Below are 18,877 nucleotides of genomic sequence, written 5' to 3'. Positions count from 1 at the left end.
GCCGCCGATCACGCTCGGCGGCGGCCTCCCTTCCGCACCTTTTCCACGGCCTCCCATTTTCTGTCCGTTCCCTCCTTACCGTGCGCTATCGAGCACGCCGCTTGTCCCCGATCAACCCTGAAGTCTACTGCGACCTTGGCCCAATAGTGTGAGCCGACTAGGGAAACTACTATCCCGGGTATCGTTTTCACGAGGTGCCCCATGTATCCCTACGCCGCTCCCCTGCGAGACCTGTCCTTCGTGCTGTCGGAAATGCTCGAGCACGAGTCCTTGAACCTGGCCCCCTTTGCCGAGGTTGGCCCCGAGCTGGTCGACGCTGTACTCGAGGAGGCCGCCAAGCTCGCCTCTGATGTCTGGGCGCCGCTCAATGCCAGTGGTGATCGCCAGGGCTGCAGCCGGCTGGAAGACGGCAGCGTGACACTGCCCGACGGCTTCGCCGAGGCCTACCAGGCCTACGCCGAGGGCGGCTGGAACGGGATCGGTGTGTCCGAGGAGCGTGGCGGTCAGGGGCTGCCCGAGGTGGTGGCCAGCAGCGTGCAGGAGATGCTGCATGGCGCCAACATGGCGCTGGGCCTGTGTCCGATGCTGACCGCGGGTGCCATCGAGGCGCTGGCTCACCATGGCAGCGACGAACTCCAGCAGCTTTACCTGGCGCGTCTGGTAGAAGGCAGCTGGACCGGCACCATGAACCTGACCGAGCCTCAGGCCGGCTCGGACCTGTCTCGGGTGCGCACCCGCGCGGTGCCGGAAGGCGATCACTACCGGCTGTTCGGCCAGAAGATCTTCATCACCTGGGGCGAACACGAGGCCGCCGAGAACATCATCCACCTGGTGCTGGCGCGCACCCCCGACGCCCCCGAGGGCAACAAGGGCATCTCGCTGTTTCTGGTGCCCAAGTTCCTGGTCAATGAGGACGGCTCGCTTGGCGAGCGCAACGACGTGGTATGTGCCTCCATCGAACACAAGATGGGCATCCACGGCAGTCCCACCTGCACCCTCAGCTTCGGCGAGAAGGACGGCGCCGTCGGCTATCTGGTGGGGGAGGCCGGGCGCGGCCTCAACCACATGTTCACGATGATGAACGAGGCTCGCCACAAGGTCGGTATCCAGGGTATCGGTGTCGCCGAGCGTGCCTGCCAGCACGCCCTGGCCTACGCCAACGATCGCTCCCAGGGACGCACACCACCGTCCCGCGGAGGCGAGCCATGCACCATCGGCGAGCACCTGGACGTGCGCCGCATGCTGCTGTCGATGCGGGCGCGCACCGACGCTCTGAGGGCGCTGGCGCTGCTGTGCGCTCAGCAACTCGACGTGGCTCGTCACCATGAGGACGAACCGCGCCGTCGCGAGGCCCAGGCGCGGGCCGAGGTGCTGATCCCGGTGGTCAAGGGCTTCTCCACCGACCAGGCGGTGGACATCGCCTCGTTGGGTGTTCAGGTCCACGGCGGCATGGGCTTCATCGAGGAGACCGGCGCCGCGCAACTGTTGCGGGACGTGCGTATCGCACCGATCTACGAGGGCACCAACGGCATCCAGGCGCTCGATCTGGCGGGTCGCAAGCTCCAGCGCGATGGCGGCGCGGCCTTGTCACTGCTGATCGACGAAGTGCAGGCCACCGCCGAAGCGCTGTCAGCCCATTCTTCTCTTGCTCCGCTGGGGGCAGAGCTTGCCGCCGGTGCCGAGGATCTGCGTGCCTGTGCGGCCCTGGTGCTGGAGGCGGGGGCAGACGCCGAACGCGGCGCCGACGCCATCCAGGCCTACGCCACACCGCTTCTGTCGCTGACCGGCCACGTACTGTGCGCCTGGCAGATGGGGCGCGCGGCGATCATCGCCCGGGCCGCGCTGGACGCCGGCAGCGACGACGACTTCTACCGGCGCAAGCTGGCCTGTGCCGACTTCGCCGTGCGCCAGTGGCTCCCCGAGGGGTGCGCCCAGCGTCGCGTCATCGAGGCTGGCTTCGACGAACTGCTTGGCGTATCGCTTGGCTGAACCGATTGGCCGTCGGTGTCCACCGGCGGCTATCTTCTGTTCAGGATCGGCCATCGTCATTTCCCTCGTAGCGAGGCGCAGGCCGCCAGTGGCTACGCATGCGACCTTCAATCAGGAGTGTCTAATGAGCAACATCTACGACCAGGGCATGCCGCGCAACGCGGCCAACCACGTGGCGATCTCGCCGTTGACCTTCATCGAACGCGCGGCCAGCGTCTATCCGGACCTGCCGGCGGTGGTCCACGGCCAGACGCGCCGCGACTGGGCCACCACCTGGCAGCGCTGCCGGCGACTGGCCTCGGCGCTGGAGCGTCGTGGGCTCGGCAAGGGGGATACGGTGTCGGTGATGCTGCCCAATGTGCCGGCGATGTTCGAGGCTCACTTTGGCGTGCCCCTGGCCGGTTGCGTACTCAACACTCTGAATATCCGTCTCGATGCCTCGGCGATTGCCTACATGCTGGAACACGCCGAGACCCGGGCGATCCTGGTGGACCCGGAGTTTGTCGAGGTGGTACGTGAGGCGATCAAGGGCCTCGATAAACCGCCTCTGATCATCGACGTGCTGGATCCCGAGTTCGAGGGCCAGGCCGAGCGCCTGGGCGAGATCGAGTACGAGGACCTGCTGGCCGAAGGTGACGCCGACTACCCCTATCGCCTGCCCGAAGACGAGTGGGACGCCATCTCGCTGAACTACACCTCCGGTACCACCGGTAAGCCCAAGGGCGTGGTCTATCACCATCGCGGCGCCTACCTCAACGCCGTGAGCAACATCCTCGAGTGGGCGATGCCACATCACCCGGTGTACCTGTGGACGCTGCCGATGTTCCACTGCAACGGCTGGTGTTTCCCCTGGACCATCGCCGCCAACGCCGGGGTCAACGTCTGCCTGCGCAAGGTCGACCCGAAGAAGATCATGGAACTGATCGCCGACGAGAAGGTGACCCACTTCAGCGGTGCGCCGATCGTGCTCAACGGACTGGTCAATCTGGACGAGTCCCAGCGTCGCGCCATCGACCACCCGGTCAAGGCCACCACCGCAGGAGCAGCGCCGCCTGCTGCGGTGATCGCCGGGGTGGAGTCACTCGGTATCGATGTGACCCACGTCTATGGTCTGACCGAGGTCTATGGTCCGGTGACGGTGTGCGCCTGGCGCGAGGCCTGGGACGAGCTGCCGCTGGAGGAGCGTGCCCGCATCAAGGCCCGCCAGGGCGTGCGTGGGCACATGCTGGAGGCGCTTTGCGTGGCCGACCCGGTGACCCTGGAGCCATTGCCCAAGGACGGCGAGAGCATCGGCGAGATCATGATGCGTGGCAACAATGTGATGAAGGGCTACCTGAAGAACGAGGCCGCCACCCGGGAAGCGCTGGATGGTGGCTGGTACCACACCGGCGACCTGGCAGTGTGGCACGCCGATGGCTACATCGAGATCAAGGATCGCTCCAAGGACATCATCATCTCCGGCGGCGAGAACATCTCCACCATCGAACTCGAGGATGCGCTCTACGCCCACCCGGCGGTGGAAGAGGCCGCGGTGGTGGCGCAGCCTGACGAGAAGTGGGGCGAAAGCCCCTGCGCCTTCGTCAAGCTCAAGGCCACCAGCGGTGAGGTGACCGAAGAGGACATCATCGAGCACTGTCGGGGCAAGCTTGCGCGCTTCAAGGTGCCCAAGCGCGTCGTCTTCACCGAACTGCCGAAGACCTCGACCGGCAAGATCCAGAAGTTCGTGCTGCGTCAGCAGGCCAAGGAGAGCTGATCGCCGCCTGCCATCCGCTGATGGCAGGGTAAGCCCGCCCGAGACAGGGCGGGGAGCAGATCATCAGACGCCGCCGTCGGGGTGACCGGGGGCGGCGTGGTTGTGTCATGATCGAGGGAAATATCCATCAAGGGAGAAAGCTAGTGAGCGAGACGCGGATCGGTGTGGTCGGTGGTGGAACCATGGGGCAGGGCATCGCCCAGGTGCTGGTGCAAAGCGGCTTCGAGGTGAGCCTTTATGATGTTGCCGAGGCCGCCCTGGAGCGGGCCAGCGCGGCGATCGACAAGGGCCTTGCCAAGCTGGTGGAAAAGCAGCGGCTAAGTGCCGAACAGCGGGACGAGGCCCGCGCGCGCCTGACCACGGTCAACTCGCTTCAGGCCCTGGCCGACTGCGGGGTGATCATCGAGGCGGCGCCGGAAGCGCCGGAGCTCAAGGAACGCCTGTTCCGGGAGCTCGATGAGCTCAACCCCGAGGCGGTGCTGGCCTCCAACACCTCCTCGCTATCGCTGACCCGTCTGGCCGCGGTGTGCCAGCGGCCAGAACGAGTCGTCGGCATGCACTTCTTCAACCCGGTGCCGGTGCTCAAGCTGGTCGAGGTCATCCGCGCCGAGCAGACCAGCGACGCGACCGTGGCCCGTGTCGAAGCCCTGGCCGAGTCCATGGGCAAGACCGCCGTGGCGATCGGCGACGCCCCAGGCTTCGCGGTCAACCGCCTGCTGGTGCCGATGATCAACGAGGCGGCTTTCCTGGTGCAGGAAGGGGTGGCCAGCGCTGAAGACATCGACACCGCCATGAAGCTTGGCGCCGCCCACCCGATGGGCCCGCTGGCGCTGGCCGACCTGATCGGCCTGGACGTCTGCCTGGCGATCATGAATGTGCTGGCCGATGGCTTCGGCGATCCCAAGTATCGTCCCTGCCCGCTGCTCAAGCGGATGGTCGACGCCGGCTATCTGGGACGCAAGAGTGGCCGCGGCTTTCACGACTACAGCGGTTGAGGCGGTGGCATGCGCCGAAAGGATGGCTTGTGAGCCTACCAAGCGTTCGCTAGGGTTGGGCCAAAGGTGACGAACGCGCCAGGCTCCGCCGACGCCAGGCGGGCCTCGCCGACAACTGACAACTCTGACAAGGAGCATTTCGTGAGCGAACAACTGGTCGAGATGGTCGACAACGATGGCGTGGTACGCCTCACCATCAACCGTCCCAAGGCGTTGAACGCCCTGAATCGCGAGGTCATCGAGGCGCTGGCCGAGATCCTTGATCGGCTCGAAGGTCGCGAGGGCCTGCGCGCGGTGCTGATCACCGGCGCCGGCGAGAAGTCCTTCGTGGCCGGTGCCGACATCACCGCGATGCGCGAGATGAACCCGCTCGAGGCGCGCGACTTCGCTTGTCAGGCGCTTAAGACCATCAAGCGCCTCGAGACGCTGCCGGTGCCGGTGGTGGCGCTGGTCAACGGCTTCTGCCTCGGCGGCGGCTGCGAGCTGGCGCTGGCCTGTGACTGGGCGGTGGCCAGCGACAACGCGGTGTTTGGCCAGCCCGAGGTACTGCTTGGGGTCATTCCCGGCTTCGGTGGCTCCCAGCGTCTGCCACGTCGGGTTGGCCCGGCCATGGCGCTTGACCTTTGCACCACCGGTCGCAAGATCGACGCCCAGGAGGCCCTGCGCATTGGCCTGGTCAACCAGGTGATGTCCCAGGCCGAGCTCGAGGACTACGCCGCCACCCTGACCAAGCAGTTGTCCGGCAATGGCCCCGGCGCGGTGCGCAGTGCCAAGCAGGTGATCCACGACGGCATGGACCAGGATCTGGACAGCGCCCTGGCGCTGGAGACCAGCCTGTTTGCCCTGTGCTTCGCCTCCGACGAGCAGCGCGAAGGCATGAGCGCCTTCGTCGAGAAGCGCAAGCCCAACTTCTGAGTCCCTTTCACAAGCCTTCAGCTAGGGCTTGTCTGAAAAGTGCCTGCGCTCGGTAATACGGCGTTAAAAATCGGATCAACATGCTCATTTACACCCCGTAAACTGCGCTGTCTCACCGATTTTTGCCTTGTCTAACCTTCGCTCGTCGACTTTTCGGACAGCGCCTAGCACTGAAGCGGCCATGGCGAACGCCATGGCCGCTTCGTCATTCAGGCGCGAAGGTTCTGGGGGCGCCTAGCGGGGCAATGGTCGCGTGGCCTTGTCCCGGCCCGGCGACAGCATGCCGGTGGCCACAGCGGTGCCTGCCAGGGTGATGGCCATGCCCACCAGGGTGCGCAGCCCCAGGGTCTCGTCGAGCAGCACATAGCCCCACAGCAGGGCGCTGACCGGTACCAGAAAGGTCACGGTAGAGGCGGCGGTAGCCCCGGCGCTGGCCAGCAGGCTGAAGAACAGCAGAAAGGCGACAGTGGTGGACAGCACCGCCATGGCCAGGGCGCTGCCCCAGGCCTCGATGCTGACGGCTTGCTGCGGCCACATCAGGAGCCCAGGTACCAGCAGCATCAGCCCGGACATCGAGCAGCTGCCGGCGGCCAGCACGCGTACCGGCAGATGGCCGAGGTGGGTCTTCGAATAGTTGCCGGCGATGCCATAGCAGAAGGTGGCCCCGAGAATCGCCAGGATGTACCAGCCATCGCCGCCCAGCTGGAAGTCCAGCCGATCGGCGGACAGCACGTAGACACCGACGAAGGCCAGCGCCAGACCCAGGTACTGACGTCGGCGAATCGGCGTGGCGAACCAGGCGGCGCCGATAAGCGCGGTGAAGATCGGAGTGGTGGCGTTGATCAGCGAGGTGAAGCCTGCCTCGAGCTGGGTGGTCGCCAGGGCCAGCAGTGAAAACGGCACCACGTGGTTGATGAAGCCGAGCAGCGCCAGGCGTCCGATATTGTCGCGCACCTGGCGCAGGTAGTGCAGTGATGCCAGCAGGGGCAGCAGCAGCAGGGCGCCGACCCCCATGCGGATCATCACCACCGGGACGGCGCCGAACTCCGGCGAGGCCACCCGCATGAAGATGAAGGACAGTCCCCACAGGCTCGACAGCAGGACCAGCTTGAGGGTGTCTGAGGCCGTCATCGAGATTCCTTGTCGTGGGACGGAGGAGGTAGTGGTAGCACTTTTGCTAGCCCGCTAAGAGTATGCGAGATGCGCGAAACAGGAAAGCCGTTGAGGGTGAGGGTGCTGTGAGCCACCGATGACTCTTGTATGCTGAAGTAGACGGTACCGCAACACTGACTGGGCCAGGGAAGTCCTCGGGAGGGCGCTATGAAGACCATCGGGCTGTTGGGCGGCATGAGTTGGGAGTCCACGGTGAGCTACTACCAGGTCATCAATCGGGATGTGAACCGCGCACTTGGTGGACATCATTCGGCCAAGATTGCCTTGATCAGTCTGGACTTCGCCGAGGTCGAGGCCTTTCAGCATCAGGGCCGCTGGGAGGATGCCGCCGGGCTGCTCGCCGACGCCGCCTGGCGCGTTCAGGAGGCGGGCGCGGACCTTATCGTGCTGTGTACCAATACCATGCACAAGGTGGCCCGAGACATCGAAAAGGCGGTGGATATCCCTCTGTTGCACATTGCCGACGCCACCGCCGATGCCCTGATCGCCGACGGGGTCAAGCGGGTAGGGCTGCTCGGCACCTGTTTTACCATGGAGCAGGGCTTCTACAAGGACCGGCTCGAGGCCTACGGTATCGAGGTACAGGTACCCGAGAAGGCCCAGCGCGATCAGGTCCACCGGATCATCTACGATGAACTTTGCCATGGTGAAATCGAGCAGGCGTCACGCCAGGTGATGCTGTCGATCATGGAAGAGCTCAAGGCCGGTGGTGCGGAAGCGGTGATACTGGGCTGCACCGAGATCGCCTTGCTGGTCGCTCAGGCCGACACCGAGATTCCGCTGTATGATACGACGGCCATTCACGCCCGCAGGGCCGTCGAACTGGCGCTAGGCTGATACTGGTACTGGTTATTAGCACTGGTACTGGCACCGTGCAGTGCCCATGCCACCAACTTGAGACGATGCCCCTCTGGCAAGGATGCCCATGAAGCTTTCCACTCTCGCCTGTTACCCCGTCAAGTCGCTGCGCGGCATCGCGCTGTCCCGGGCTGAACTCACCGAGCGCGGGCTCGCCTTCGATCGGCGCTGGATGCTGGTCGACGACGACGGTCGTTTCGTCACCCAGCGTGAGATCCCCGCCCTGGCGACCATCGGTGTCGAACTGTCGTCCGACACTCTGCGCCTGGTCCACGAGAGGATGGCGCCGCTCGTGCTGTCACTGGACGAGCCGAAGGCGGCGGTGCGCCGGGTGCGGGTCTGGCAGAGCGAATGCCAGGCGTTGGACGAAGGCGACGGTGCGGCGAATTGGCTGGCAGAAGCGCTGGCAAAGTCCTTGCCAGAGCCCTTGCCAAAGTCCTTGCCAGAACCCCGGGGCGAAGCGGGACGTTTCCGGCGGTTGCGGCTGGTGCGCCTGCCCCACGAGCAGCGCCGTTGGGTAGAGACCGAGTTTCTGCCGCCGGCGGAACGCGGTGTGGTGCATACCGCCTTTGCCGACGGCTACCCCCTGCTGATCGCCTCCGAGGCCTCGCTGGCGGCGCTCAACGAGCGGCTGGAAGCCAAGGGGGAGGCGCCGGTGCCGATGGAGCGCTTCCGCCCCAACCTGGTGGTGTCGGGCGGTGATCCCTTCGCCGAACGGGATTGGGCCTCGTTGGCCGGGCCCGGCTATCGCCTCGGCCTGCGCAAGCCATGCAAGCGCTGCAAGATCATCACCCTGGATCAGCGCAGCGGTGAGGCGCCCTCGGCCAAGGAACCGTTGAAGACCCTGGTGGAAATGGATACCCAGCCCGGTTGGAAGGGCGCCTTCTTTGGCCAGAATGCCGTCGTCGAGCAGGGCGTGGGGGCCATCCTGCGTGTGGGCGACGTGCTCGAGAGCCTGAGCTGACGGTTGATCACCGGCGTTGCCGGCCAACGACTCGACGCCGCTGTCCGCCTTCTCGATGCTCTCACGTTCTTCCCGTCCTCCATCACGACGTCACTTCCGGTAGAGCCGCCGGTGCAGCTCGCGAATCTCGTCGGCAAACTCCTCAACCGGCCCCTCCACCTCGGCACTCGGCACGATGGTCTGGATCGGCAGCGGGGCGATCGGGGCAGGTGCCACCTGCCACTCGCCTAGCCAGCGGCCGAGCTGTTCTGAGGAGCTGGCGTAGACGATGCGTCCGAGTCCGACCCAGCCATGCGCCGCGGCGCACATGGGGCAGTGTTCACCGGAGGTATAGACGGTCGAGTGCGCTCGCTCTTCGACGCTGAGGTGCTCGGCCGCCCAGCGGGCGATGGCGAATTCGGGGTGGCGGGTCGCGTCACCGCCGGCGACGCGGTTGCGATCCTCGAAGCGAACCTGCCCTTGCGGATCCACCAGCAGCGAGCCGAACGGCTCATCACCAGCCTCGAGGGCCTCCCTGGCCAGGTCAACGCAGCGGCGCAGGTGCTGACGATCGGTCGAATTCATTCAGTATTCCTCATAAAGATGATTCGCGGGCGGCCTCCTGCCTGGGGAAGGATGCCTCCGGGGAGGGATATCTGTGGCCTTGGCTTGACTCTAGCATGGACCAAAGTTGTCAGATGACGGACAGCCAGATACGTGATTCTTCACTGAAATATGCTTCTGGCGTCGGCATTTTCCTACGCAGCGCCCGGCGGATCGACTATTGATGCCGAAGGGTAACCCTAGGACGCTGTAGGTTGTCGGCAAGCTGGCCTGCAAATGAGGTGCGTTGCATAAACACGAGGAATACCATGTTGGCCCAGCAGATGGTGGCGCTGGCCGAGCAGGATAGAGCGTTGCTGGATGAACTCGCGGCCTCGGGGGAGATCCCCTCCGCCGACTATCATCCGCGAGTGCGTGCGCTGCATCAGGCCAACGCCGAGCGTCTGTCTGCGGTCATCGATCGTCACGGCTGGCCGGGCAAGGACACCGTCGGGGAAGACGGCAGCGAAGCAGCCTGGTACATCGCGATGCACGCGGTTTTCGACGTGGATTTCATGCAACGCTGCTGTTCTGCACTGATTCAGGCGGTTGCCGCCGGCCAGGCGCCCGGGTGGCAGCTGGCCTTTCTCGAGGATCGCATAAGGGTCCTGACCGGTCGGCCTCAGCGCTATGGCACCCAATTCGAGATCGGCGACGACGGCTGGCCCGTGCCCAGCGTCATCGAACGGCCGGATGACGTCGATCGGCGTCGTCAGGCGCTCGGGCTGGAGCCGCTGTCCAGTCGTCTGGCACGGCTGAGGGGACCGGGGTTAGCGGGTCCGGATGACTGGCTACGGCGTTCGGCCTGAACCGCTTTGCTTCACTTCCTGCTGCATGTCGAACTGAGTCGGCTGCCAGTTGGTGGCCTCTCACTCTGCCCTTATCACCAGACTCATGACGGCGCGCCGGCATCTCGGCCGACGTCGCTATCCTGCCCGGGCAGTGCTGCCACCAATCCCAGCGCCACGGCCAGCCTGACCAGATGCGCCAGGCTATCGGCGCCGAGTGTCTTCATGATGCGCTGACGGTAGACCTCCACGGTCTTGGCGCTCAGCGTCAGCTTCTCGGCGATCTCTCGACTGGTAAGCCCGCGGGCCACCTCGACCAGAATGGCCTGTTCGTTGGCCCTCAGCCCTTCATATCGCTGCCGCAGCTCTTCGAGATCGGCCTGGGCCCGCTGCCGGTGCTGGTGGTGGGCCAGCGCCTGCTGGATGACATCGATCAATTGCTGCTGATTGAAGGGCTTTTCGATGAAGTCGAAGGCTCCCGCCTTCAGCGCGGCGACCGCCATGGGCACGTCACCGTGACCGGTCATCATGATCAGGGGAGGACAACGGTCTCGCTCGGCCAGCCGCTGCTGGACCTGCAGACCGCTGAGGCCGGGCATGCGCACGTCCAGCAGCAGCACCTCATGGTGCCGCGACGAGGCGAGAAAGGCGTCGCCGCTGGCGTAGCCCTGACTGCCAAGTCCCACCGACTGCAATAGCCAGGCGAGCGACTCGCGCAGGTCATCGTCGTCGTCGATGATGGCGATGGTTGGCTGGTCAGCAGTGTCGACGGGCATGATGGTCACTTCGCTGGTTGGGCGAGTCTCGCGGGCAGGCCCCTATGCTAGCCGATCCCCTGGCCAAAGGGGACCGTGCCAGGCGATGCCTGGTCGCCGGGTTTTCGTACAAAGCCTGGTGCCTGGTCGCCGCCTGGCTGGCGCTTGGCGCCTCAAGTCGGGGGACGCGCCGAGGGATCAGCTGTTCAAGCCCTCAGGCGGAGGGCAGGGTAATACGAAAGCGCGCACCCTGTGGCGCGTCAGGATCTTCTGGCCGTCTCGCACCGGTAGCGGGGGGAAGAGCGTCTGCGCTCGGTGGGTCGACGTCATCGATCAGCACCAGGTTGCCGCCCATGGCCTCGATCAACGACAGGCTGATCGATAGCCCCATGCCGAGACCGTCCTTGCGGCCGCTGACGAAGGGCGTAAACAGGCCCTGGCGTTGCTCTGGTGCCACGCCGGGGCCGTCGTCGACGATGTCCACGCAGCATTCGCGGGAGCCAAGAGGGTAGGCTTCCAGGCGAATGCACGGAGGCCTGGCCGGAGTGGCGATGTCGCGACAGGCGTCGAGAGCGTTGCGTATCAGGTTGACCAGTACCTGTTCCAGGCCGATGGCGTCGGCCATGACGGGGTCGAGGCCAGGGGCCAGGCGTGACGCCAGATGCACGCCTTCGTGCCGACACTGGGGCTCGCACAGGTCGCAGGCCTGGCCAATGATCTCGGCGAGATCCTGGGGCGCGAGGTGAAGACTGCCGCGGCGAACGAAGCGACGGATATGCTTGAAGCGTTCGGATAGGCGCTGAATCTGATCGTTGATGCGGTTGAGGGGTAGCGCCAGTTGGTGGGCGGGTTGGTCGGGGTCGCGCTCGAGCTGCATCAGCGCGCCGCTGGCGTAGTTGCCCATAGCCGCCAGCGGCTGATTGCATTCGTGGGCGATATTGGTGGCCAGTTCACCCAGGCTCGCCAGGCGATTGGCGTGGGTGATCTGCTCCTGATGGCGGCGTGCCTGGGCCTCCGCCTCCAGGCGCAGACTGAGATCTCGATTGAGGATCGACAGTCGCGTCTGCCCTCCCTGTTCACGGTGCAGCTGGACCACGCTGAGCACCGGGATCTCGCCCGAGGGTGACGCCAGGGCCAGCTCGCCACTCCAGCGCCCCTCCAGGGTGACGGCAGGCAGCACCTGTTCACGCCATCTTTGTGCCGACGTTGGCACAAAGAGTTCGGCAATGGTCGTGCTTGCGCCTTCTTCGTCGAGCCTGAACAGGCTACGTGCGGCCTGATTGCAGTAGACCACGTGTTCGTCCTGGTCGCAGAACAGCACAAAATCGGTGGTCGATTCCACCACCCTTGCCAGACGCTCGCGGCGTGCCTCGGACTCGACCCGCCGACTGACGTCGCGGGAGACGCACAGCACGTCGGTGAGTTCGCCGGTAGCGGGGTCGCGACGGGTACGGCTGGTGGTCTCGAACCAGATGTAGTGGCCGCTGCGGGTGCGAAAACGGTAGGTCTGCTCGTAGAAGCCCTCGTGGTAGTAGATACGAGGGGACTTGGACAGCAGCGCCGCCAGATCGTCCGGGTGGAAGAGGTCGTAGGCCGATACACCGATCAAGTCGTCAGGATCATAGCCCAGCAGGGTCCTGGCGGCCTGGGAGGCGTAAAGGAAGACGCCGTTGTGGTCGTGGCGCGAGATCAGATCCGTGGTGCTCTCGGCCAGCCACTGATAGTGGCGCTTCTCCTGTTCGAGCTGCTGTACCCGTTCGCTGAGCGCCTCTACCTGCTGGCGCAAGCGTTCCTCTTCGGTTCGCGGTTCGGCGCTGGAGGCTTTAGCGTCGTTGCTGTCGTGGCGCATGGTCATCAGGCCCTAGCGAGCCGGGTCTACCACGCCACCCAGCGAGGCATTGCGTCTGAACCAGCCGGCGATGCTGGCGCGGGGCTGGCGGGTCGGCAGTACTTCATGCGGCACCTGCTCGGACAAGAAGCACACCAGGGTGCCGGCCCTGGGGGCGACCCTGGTGAGCTCCCTCTGCGGGTCCTGTTCAGCGTAGATGACCATCTCGCCACCGCCATCTTCCGGCCAGTCGGGATTGAGATAGCCTACCGTGGAGACCACGCGGTTGGCGCGGCCTCGGAAACTGTCGAGATGTCGACGGTAGAAGGCTCCGGCAGGATAGCGGGCCAGATGCGCCTCGTACTCGAACAGGCCGAGAAACAGGCTCTCGTTGAGTCTCTGCTGAAGTTCGCCCATGGCGTCGAGATAGCGGCGCTGGGCCAGGGTTTCCCGATCGAGCCAGTGGATGGCGTCGCCACGAATGTCTTCGCGGGTATCGAAGTCGGATCCGCGGCCGATGCCGGCCCGGGCCAGGGCCTGCTGGTGCGCTCGGCCCTCGACCTCGGCGTGCAAGGCCTGGCACAGCTCGGCGTCGATCATCGCTTCACCGACATAGAAGCCGCGTTCCACCAGGGCGTCCACCAGCTCCTCCATCCGTTGCGGCGGCAGGGGGCAGGGATCGGGGTAGCTCATGAAATCGGTGCTCGTCTTGTCATCGCGGGGCCGTGCCTGGTCATCTTGGCGCTCTTCTCGGAGGCAGATGGCGTAGTCTACCCTCCGGGCGGCGAGAAAGGCTCATGTCCAGGTCGCATCCCTTGGCCAGCAGCTCCACCAGCATCATGGCGGACAGCCCCCAGATCACGTAGTCGTCGCCCTGATCGGCGGGGATCAGGTAGCTCGGCACATAGATGTCGTTGCCGTCCACAGGGATCACGTCGGTGTGGGTACGCTGGTCATCGATAAAGTGCGACAGCGGCACCTCGAAGATCGCGTCCAGCTCACCCTGGTCCGGGACCAGCGGCAGATCCGGCGGAATCAGCCCGACGAAAGGGGTGACCTTGAGACCATGCAGCGACAGCACATCCGAGAGCTGGCCGAGCACCTCTACCTGGCCGGGGGGCAGGCCTATCTCTTCTTCGGACTCGCGCAGGGCGGTGGCCAGCAGGTCGGCGTCATGAGGCTCCCGCTTGCCGCCCGGAAAGGCGACCTGGCCGCTGTGGGTCGACAGGTGGCTTGCGCGGCGGGTGAACAGCAGGCCGGGCTCGGGCCGATCGACCAACGGAATGAGTACCGCCGCCTCGGGCAGCTTCAGCGTCAGGCGGCGGGGGGAATGCGCTTGCAGGCGTTTGCGAAGTTTCTCTAACATGGGGGATCCGCAGGGTTTCACTCCTTGTACCCAGCCCCGTGCAGTGGCGTCAAGCCCGTCCTCCATTCCCGAGCCGGGAGCGACATGAACGATTGCAGCCCATGAATTTTTGCAGCCATTGCGGGCAGACCGTCCGTTTCGTCATCCCCGAGGGGGACGACCGTCCGCGTTACCTGTGTGACGACTGCGGCACCATCCACTACCAGAACCCGCGCATCGTGGCCGGCACGCTGCCGGTTTGCGGGTCACGGGTGCTGCTGTGTCGTCGCGCCATCGCGCCGCGTGAAGGCTACTGGACGCTGCCGGCGGGATTCATGGAAAACGGCGAGACCACCCCGGACGCAGCACGGCGCGAGACTCGCGAGGAGGCCTGCGCCGAGGTAGCGCTGTCGGGGCTCTACACCATGATCGACCTGCCCCATATCAATCAGGTGTTCATGATCTTTCTCGCCGAGCTCGATGGAGGTTACGCCGCCGGTCCCGAGAGTCTTGAAGTTGCGCTGTTCGAGGAGCACGAGGTGCCTTGGGACGAACTGGCCTTTCCCACCATCGAGCGTACCCTGCGTCACTTCTTCGAGGACCGCGCAAGCGCGACCTACCCGCTGCACATCAGCGATATCACACCGGATCAGCGCAGGCGCTTCTTCGGCAGCGCCTGACGCCATACGTCCAAGGCTTGCCGGGGCCAGGGTTGCCCCCGGTGGCCCACCGCAGATTCGAAAGGCCACCGGCCGGCTCGTCCGCTTTCGTTCGCGTCACAGATCTGCCAGCCGCCAGACGTCGTAGGCCACTTCCTCGTAGGGGTGGGCCAGCTTGAGCGCGGAGATGGCGGCGCCGATCAGCTCGTCCTCGCACACCAGCTCCACCTTGTATTCCTCTACCCGCTCAAGCTCACCCACCTGCCCGATGTGCGGGTCGGCGCCGTCCAGCGGGCGAAACTGGCCCTGACCGGCGGTCTGGAAGCAGCAGGCCTCGTACTCACCGATGCGTCCGGCACCCGTGGCAAACACGGCTTCCTTGACCGCCTCGGCGTCGTCTCTGGGCACGAAGAAGGCAAGCTTGTACATGGGGTCTCCTTGCGTAAGCTGGGGAATGATCGAGCCGGGTGTACCACCCGAGGGTGGCGACGCGCAACCTGCGCCCGGCGAATCTGCCAGCAGCCAGCAGGAGCCAGCATGAAACTCAATGACGCCCTCGAGACGCTGGGGCTAGCCGCCACGGCACCGCCACGTGCCCTGTCGGGCGGTGATATGGCCGAGGTGTGGCGGATCGAGACAGCCCAGGGCGCGGTGGTGGCCAAGCGCGACGATCCTGAACGCCTGGCAGGAGAGGCCGAGGGCCTTGCCGCGCTCGGCGATGCCGGTAGCTCGCTGGTGATACCCGCAGTGATGGGCCAGGTCGGCTCCTGGCTGGTGATGGAAGCGCTGGAGCCTGGGCCCGCCGACTGGACGGCGCTGGGTCGAGGGCTGGCGGAGCTGCACGCGCCTTGCGAGGCCGCCCACGGCTGGGCGCACGACAACGCCTGCGGGGCGACGCCCCAGCCCAATGCGCCGCTTCACGACGGACGCGCCTTCCAGCGTGAGCGAAGATTGATGCCCCTGGGCGAGGCCTGCCACGGCCGCGGCTTGCTGTCGCGCAGTGAACTTGCCCGCCTCAGGCAGGTGGCCGACCAGCTCGAGGCGTGGCTGCCTGACCAGGCGCCAAGTCTGGTGCACGGGGACCTGTGGTCCGGCAACGTCATCCACAGTTCGCGGGGCCCGGCATTGATCGACCCGGCGGTCTATCGCCACTACCCGGAGGTGGATCTGGCCATGCTGACGCTGTTCGGCGCGCCGGGTGAGGCATTTTTCGAGGCCTACTGGCAGGCGCAGGGGCGGGAGCGCGCGCCCGCCGACTGGCCCCGGCGCGAAGCCGCCTTCCAGCTCTATCCGTTGCTCAATCACCTGCTGCTGTTCGGCCGTGGCTATCACGCGGCAGTGTTGCGAACGATCACGCGGCTGGAGCAGGACTCCAACGACTAGGGCTTGTCTGAAAAGTGCCTGCGCTCGGTAATACGGCGTTAAAAATCGGATCAAAATGCTCATTTACACCCCGTAAACTGCGCTTTCTCACCGATTTTTGCCTTGTCTAACCTTCGCTCGTCGACTTTTCGGACAGCGCCTAGACAGAGCGGGCTTCAGGAGGCGCCGAGCCCCAGCAGGCGCCGCCACCAGGGACGCGCAACCGCCCTGGACGGCTCGTGAGGCTGCTCGGCGAGGCTTTTCTCGAGAAAGGCCTTGATCGGTGCAACCTGGCTCGGGCGATCGAGCATCGGGGCGTGGCCGCAGCCCGGGACCGCCAGCGTCTCGAGCTGTGGCTGGGCCTCGCCCATGCGGGTGACGATATCCTCGGACAGCAAAGGTGAGTCTTCGCCACGCACGACCATCAAGGGGCAGCGGATGGCCTTCCAGTCGGCCCAGGTGTCCCTGGGCGTGTCGTGGACGAATTGCTCGCCGATGCGCGGGTCGTAGTGGTAGGTCCAGCTACCGTCCGGCAGGCGGCGGGCGCTCTCCAGGGTGAGCTGGCGCCAGGCGTCCTCGTCATCTATGCCGAAGCCGGCGTAGTGGCGGCGAAGCTCCGCCTCGAGTTGGCTCAAGCGGGAAAAACGGTGGGGGACGGTGAAGTAGGTGGCCAGTTCGGCCAGGCCTTGTGGCACCAGTTCCGGACCGACATCGTTGAGCACCAGTCGTTCGATGCGGCCTGCACTGGATGGATCGGCGGCCAGCAGCATGCCGAGCAGCCCTCCCATGGAGGTACCCACCCAGGCTGCCCGGTCGAGTTCGAAGTGGTCCATGACGGCCAACGCGACTGTCATGTAGTGGGAGTACAAGTAGTCATTGGCAGGATACAGCGACCAGCTCGACAGTCCTCGCCCCGGTGTGTCGGGTGCCAGGACTCGCCATTCGGGGCCAAGTTCCCGGGCCAGGGCAGCGAAGTCACCGCCGTGGCGTGCCAGTCCGTGCCAGGCGATGACGGTTCTGGGGGCCTCGGGATGAAACACGCGTACCGCGATCTCGAGCTCTCGGAAGGTGACCAGTCTCAGAGTGTCCATGGTGGCTCCTGGTGATGGTCCTGCAGGGGAGGGCGATCTTGGCTATGTTGCAGTGCAGCATTGTGGTTTAGCCAGCAATATAGTGCGGAATTGCGAATTTTTCACCATCCTTGCATGAAGGGCGGTAGAATACGACGCCAAACATGCGACAATGTATGTATATCGAATACCCCTAGATTCGAACGCCACCCGGTGCTTTCCAGGAAGTCGAGGCGCCCAGGAAATGGCAAGGACAGTGTGTCAGGGAGGTCGTGCTCGCGTCGCGCGGCGTCCTTGGTGTGATGTCTCTGTGGCCTGGTCAAAGGGACTTGTGGACAACGCCGAGCAACAGATCCGAGGATGCTATCAATGACGCCTTCCCGACCAGTCCCCGTCACTCTGACCTCGCGGGTTCCTTCTCGCCGACGCCTTCTGTGTGCCGCTGTCGCCGCCCTGATGATGGGCCAGGTCCAGGCCGCCGATCTGTTGACCATTACCCGCGACGCGCTGGACAACAACTCCGAGTTGGCCTCCGAGCGGTCCACCACCAGTAGTGCGGAAGAAGGCATCAACGTCGAACAGGCGGATCTCAATCCTCAGGTGACCGCCTCCGGCGAGGCGGCCTACAACCATATCTTCGAGACCCAGTCGCAGTCCGGCTTCAGCGGCACCGGCAGCGATGACGACTACCTCAGCTACGGCCTCAACCTGCAGGCGACCCAGAAGCTCTACGACGCCCTCAACAGCCGCGAAGTGAACGTGGCCGAGGCCCAGCTGGAGCAGCAGACCTACACCCTGGCGGCTACCGAGCAGCAGGTGTTGATCGACACCTCGTCGGCCTACTTCGATATTCTGCGCGCCTACGAGATCCTCGAAGCACGCAGGGCCCAGGAGCGTGCCATCGGGCGTCAGCTCGAGCAGGCCCAGGAGCAGTTCGACGTCGGTTTGATCGCGATCACCGAGGTCGAGGAGGCGCGGGCGACCTTCGACCAGTCCCGGGCCGACCGGATCGTCGCCGAGAGCGACCTCCAGGTTGCCTTCGAGGCGCTGGAGCGCTTGACCGGCAAGCGCTACGACAGCATCGAGATGCTCCAAGACGATCTGCCCATTGCGCTGCCCGAGCCGTCCAGTCGTGATGCCTGGATCGAGCTTGCCATCGAGCGCAATCCGGAACTGCTGGCGCAGCAGGCTGGCGTCGATGTGGCGCGTGAGCGGATCGATGTGGCCAGGGCCGCCGATCTGCCGGTGGTGGAGGCCTTTGCCAACTACGCCTACAGCGACGACGAGCGTGACAACTTCGAGGACTACAACTCCAACAGCCAGGTGGGCGTGAGCGCCAGCATGCCGCTGTACACCGGCGGTCGGACCAGCGCCTCGGTGCGCCAGACCACCTACGACCTGGAGTCCAGCCAGTACGACTTCGAGTCCCAGCGCCGCGAGACGGTGCTGCAGGTGCGCTCGCTGTACACCCAGGTCAGCAATGACGTCTCCACGGTGGCGGCGCGCAAGCAGTCCATCGTCTCCAACCAGAGTGCCCTGGATGCCACCCGCGCGGGCTACGAGGTGGGTACCCGCAACATCGTCGACGTGCTCAACGCCGAGCAGAACCTGTATAACGCCATCGCTGACTACGCCGATGCCCGTTTCAACTACGTGATCAACCTGCTCAGTCTGCACCGTCAGGCGGGGGTGCTCGACGCCCAGGATATCGCCGAGCTCAACGCCTTCCTTGTCGAGGAAGGGCAGGTGAACTTCACCCTGCCGGAGCAGGGCGAGGCCGACGAATACGACGCGGTTCTCGATATCGGCGCACCGCCGAGTCAGGACGGCTGACGCACGCC

Annotated in this window: 18 protein-coding genes; 10 read left to right on the top strand and 8 right to left on the bottom strand. The window is 65.2% G+C overall.

Annotated features, from left to right (window positions below; genetic code table 11):
* Positions 1 to 201: 201 nt before the first annotated feature.
* From NFG58_RS14380 to NFG58_RS14365, 4 genes are all read left to right on the top strand, one after another.
* A complete protein-coding gene (locus tag NFG58_RS14380; RefSeq protein ID WP_124804127.1) occupies positions 202 to 1,989 on the top strand; it encodes an acyl-CoA dehydrogenase in 1,788 nt (595 codons plus the stop codon).
* 124 nt (positions 1,990 to 2,113) lie between these two features.
* A complete protein-coding gene (locus NFG58_RS14375) occupies positions 2,114 to 3,742 on the top strand; it encodes an acyl-CoA synthetase (RefSeq protein ID WP_045992904.1) in 1,629 nt (542 codons plus the stop codon).
* 143 nt (positions 3,743 to 3,885) lie between these two features.
* Entirely contained in the window at positions 3,886 to 4,737 is an 852-nt protein-coding gene (locus tag NFG58_RS14370) for a 3-hydroxybutyryl-CoA dehydrogenase (protein WP_045992903.1), read from the top strand.
* Between the two features lie 141 nt (positions 4,738 to 4,878).
* Complete coding sequence (locus tag NFG58_RS14365; protein ID WP_348826820.1) at positions 4,879 to 5,652, top strand: enoyl-CoA hydratase-related protein; 774 nt, start codon at positions 4,879 to 4,881, stop codon at positions 5,650 to 5,652.
* Between the two features lie 234 nt (positions 5,653 to 5,886).
* Here NFG58_RS14365 and NFG58_RS14360 read toward each other — a convergent pair whose 3' ends face one another.
* The gene (locus NFG58_RS14360; RefSeq protein WP_045992901.1) at positions 5,887 to 6,783 is read right to left on the bottom strand and encodes a DMT family transporter; all 897 of its coding nucleotides are present in this window, start codon (positions 6,781 to 6,783) and stop codon (positions 5,887 to 5,889) included.
* 189 nt (positions 6,784 to 6,972) lie between these two features.
* Here NFG58_RS14360 and NFG58_RS14355 point away from each other — a divergent pair, with 189 nt between their 5' ends.
* Both NFG58_RS14355 and NFG58_RS14350 read left to right on the top strand, forming a co-directional pair.
* On the top strand, positions 6,973 to 7,662 hold the full coding sequence (locus tag NFG58_RS14355; protein WP_222568545.1) for an aspartate/glutamate racemase family protein: 690 nt from the start codon (positions 6,973 to 6,975) through the stop codon (positions 7,660 to 7,662).
* Between the two features lie 88 nt (positions 7,663 to 7,750).
* Positions 7,751 to 8,647: an MOSC N-terminal beta barrel domain-containing protein gene (locus NFG58_RS14350; RefSeq protein ID WP_348826819.1), complete on the top strand. Its 897-nt coding sequence runs from the start codon at positions 7,751 to 7,753 to the stop codon at positions 8,645 to 8,647.
* A 90-nt stretch (positions 8,648 to 8,737) separates the two neighbouring features.
* On the opposite strand, the gene NFG58_RS14345 is transcribed toward NFG58_RS14350, so the two are convergent.
* Positions 8,738 to 9,211, bottom strand: a complete 474-nt coding sequence (locus NFG58_RS14345; RefSeq protein ID WP_124804121.1) for a nucleoside deaminase — start codon at positions 9,209 to 9,211, stop codon at positions 8,738 to 8,740.
* Between the two features lie 287 nt (positions 9,212 to 9,498).
* On the opposite strand from NFG58_RS14345, the gene NFG58_RS14340 reads away from it, so the two are divergent.
* The gene (locus tag NFG58_RS14340) at positions 9,499 to 10,038 is read left to right on the top strand and encodes a DUF6624 domain-containing protein (RefSeq protein ID WP_045992897.1); all 540 of its coding nucleotides are present in this window, start codon (positions 9,499 to 9,501) and stop codon (positions 10,036 to 10,038) included.
* Between the two features lie 83 nt (positions 10,039 to 10,121).
* Here the strand turns inward: NFG58_RS14340 and NFG58_RS14335 are convergent, their stop codons facing one another.
* The 4 genes from NFG58_RS14335 to NFG58_RS14320 form a co-directional block, all read right to left on the bottom strand.
* Complete coding sequence (locus NFG58_RS14335) at positions 10,122 to 10,793, bottom strand: response regulator (RefSeq protein WP_045992896.1); 672 nt, start codon at positions 10,791 to 10,793, stop codon at positions 10,122 to 10,124.
* A gap of 193 nt (positions 10,794 to 10,986) precedes the next feature.
* Positions 10,987 to 12,621, bottom strand: a complete 1,635-nt coding sequence (locus NFG58_RS14330; RefSeq protein ID WP_348826818.1) for a PAS domain S-box protein — start codon at positions 12,619 to 12,621, stop codon at positions 10,987 to 10,989.
* 12 nt (positions 12,622 to 12,633) lie between these two features.
* A complete protein-coding gene (locus tag NFG58_RS14325) occupies positions 12,634 to 13,293 on the bottom strand; it encodes a 2OG-Fe(II) oxygenase (protein WP_045992895.1) in 660 nt (219 codons plus the stop codon).
* Between the two features lie 40 nt (positions 13,294 to 13,333).
* Positions 13,334 to 13,966 (bottom strand): CoA pyrophosphatase, encoded by a 633-nt coding sequence (locus NFG58_RS14320; RefSeq protein WP_052704359.1) that lies wholly within the window; start codon positions 13,964 to 13,966, stop codon positions 13,334 to 13,336.
* Positions 13,967 to 14,067: 101 nt separating this feature from the next.
* Between NFG58_RS14320 and NFG58_RS14315 the strand changes: the two genes are divergently transcribed.
* Positions 14,068 to 14,625 (top strand): NUDIX hydrolase, encoded by a 558-nt coding sequence (locus tag NFG58_RS14315; protein ID WP_348826817.1) that lies wholly within the window; start codon positions 14,068 to 14,070, stop codon positions 14,623 to 14,625.
* Between the two features lie 96 nt (positions 14,626 to 14,721).
* Here the strand turns inward: NFG58_RS14315 and NFG58_RS14310 are convergent, their stop codons facing one another.
* On the bottom strand, positions 14,722 to 15,033 hold the full coding sequence (locus NFG58_RS14310) for a YqfO family protein (protein ID WP_286985616.1): 312 nt from the start codon (positions 15,031 to 15,033) through the stop codon (positions 14,722 to 14,724).
* 108 nt (positions 15,034 to 15,141) lie between these two features.
* On the opposite strand from NFG58_RS14310, the gene NFG58_RS14305 reads away from it, so the two are divergent.
* A complete protein-coding gene (locus NFG58_RS14305; RefSeq protein WP_045992891.1) occupies positions 15,142 to 15,987 on the top strand; it encodes a fructosamine kinase family protein in 846 nt (281 codons plus the stop codon).
* A 155-nt stretch (positions 15,988 to 16,142) separates the two neighbouring features.
* Here NFG58_RS14305 and NFG58_RS14300 read toward each other — a convergent pair whose 3' ends face one another.
* Positions 16,143 to 17,057, bottom strand: a complete 915-nt coding sequence (locus tag NFG58_RS14300; RefSeq protein ID WP_222568540.1) for an alpha/beta hydrolase — start codon at positions 17,055 to 17,057, stop codon at positions 16,143 to 16,145.
* Positions 17,058 to 17,405: 348 nt separating this feature from the next.
* On the opposite strand from NFG58_RS14300, the gene NFG58_RS14295 reads away from it, so the two are divergent.
* Positions 17,406 to 18,869, top strand: a complete 1,464-nt coding sequence (locus NFG58_RS14295; RefSeq protein WP_108133278.1) for a TolC family outer membrane protein — start codon at positions 17,406 to 17,408, stop codon at positions 18,867 to 18,869.
* Positions 18,870 to 18,877 lie beyond the last annotated feature (8 nt).

The sequence above is a fragment of the Halomonas sp. RT37 genome (genome assembly GCF_040070525.1).
In the GTDB taxonomy this organism is placed as follows: Bacteria; Pseudomonadota; Gammaproteobacteria; order Pseudomonadales; family Halomonadaceae; genus Halomonas; species Halomonas litopenaei.
The sequence above is the reverse complement of the archived record's forward strand: the minus strand, read 5'-3'. Positions and strand labels throughout refer to the sequence as shown.

Excerpts from the sequence above, each read along its gene's own strand:
- NFG58_RS14360 (WP_045992901.1), bottom strand. The coding sequence starts at position 6,783 with ATGACGGCCTCAGACACCCTCAAGCTGGTCCTGCTGTCGAGCCTGTGG.
- NFG58_RS14330 (WP_348826818.1), bottom strand. The coding sequence starts at position 12,621 with ATGCGCCACGACAGCAACGACGCTAAAGCCTCCAGCGCCGAACCGCGA.
- NFG58_RS14375 (WP_045992904.1), top strand. The coding sequence starts at position 2,114 with ATGAGCAACATCTACGACCAGGGCATGCCGCGCAACGCGGCCAACCAC.
- NFG58_RS14350 (WP_348826819.1), top strand. The coding sequence starts at position 7,751 with ATGAAGCTTTCCACTCTCGCCTGTTACCCCGTCAAGTCGCTGCGCGGC.
- NFG58_RS14295 (WP_108133278.1), top strand. The coding sequence starts at position 17,406 with ATGACGCCTTCCCGACCAGTCCCCGTCACTCTGACCTCGCGGGTTCCT.
- NFG58_RS14340 (WP_045992897.1), top strand. The coding sequence starts at position 9,499 with ATGTTGGCCCAGCAGATGGTGGCGCTGGCCGAGCAGGATAGAGCGTTG.
- NFG58_RS14305 (WP_045992891.1), top strand. The coding sequence starts at position 15,142 with ATGAAACTCAATGACGCCCTCGAGACGCTGGGGCTAGCCGCCACGGCA.
- NFG58_RS14380 (WP_124804127.1), top strand. The coding sequence starts at position 202 with ATGTATCCCTACGCCGCTCCCCTGCGAGACCTGTCCTTCGTGCTGTCG.
- NFG58_RS14325 (WP_045992895.1), bottom strand. The coding sequence starts at position 13,293 with ATGAGCTACCCCGATCCCTGCCCCCTGCCGCCGCAACGGATGGAGGAG.
- NFG58_RS14310 (WP_286985616.1), bottom strand. The coding sequence starts at position 15,033 with ATGTACAAGCTTGCCTTCTTCGTGCCCAGAGACGACGCCGAGGCGGTC.
- NFG58_RS14345 (WP_124804121.1), bottom strand. The coding sequence starts at position 9,211 with ATGAATTCGACCGATCGTCAGCACCTGCGCCGCTGCGTTGACCTGGCC.
- NFG58_RS14355 (WP_222568545.1), top strand. The coding sequence starts at position 6,973 with ATGAAGACCATCGGGCTGTTGGGCGGCATGAGTTGGGAGTCCACGGTG.
- NFG58_RS14300 (WP_222568540.1), bottom strand. The coding sequence starts at position 17,057 with ATGGACACTCTGAGACTGGTCACCTTCCGAGAGCTCGAGATCGCGGTA.
- NFG58_RS14315 (WP_348826817.1), top strand. The coding sequence starts at position 14,068 with ATGAATTTTTGCAGCCATTGCGGGCAGACCGTCCGTTTCGTCATCCCC.
- NFG58_RS14335 (WP_045992896.1), bottom strand. The coding sequence starts at position 10,793 with ATGCCCGTCGACACTGCTGACCAGCCAACCATCGCCATCATCGACGAC.
- NFG58_RS14320 (WP_052704359.1), bottom strand. The coding sequence starts at position 13,966 with ATGTTAGAGAAACTTCGCAAACGCCTGCAAGCGCATTCCCCCCGCCGC.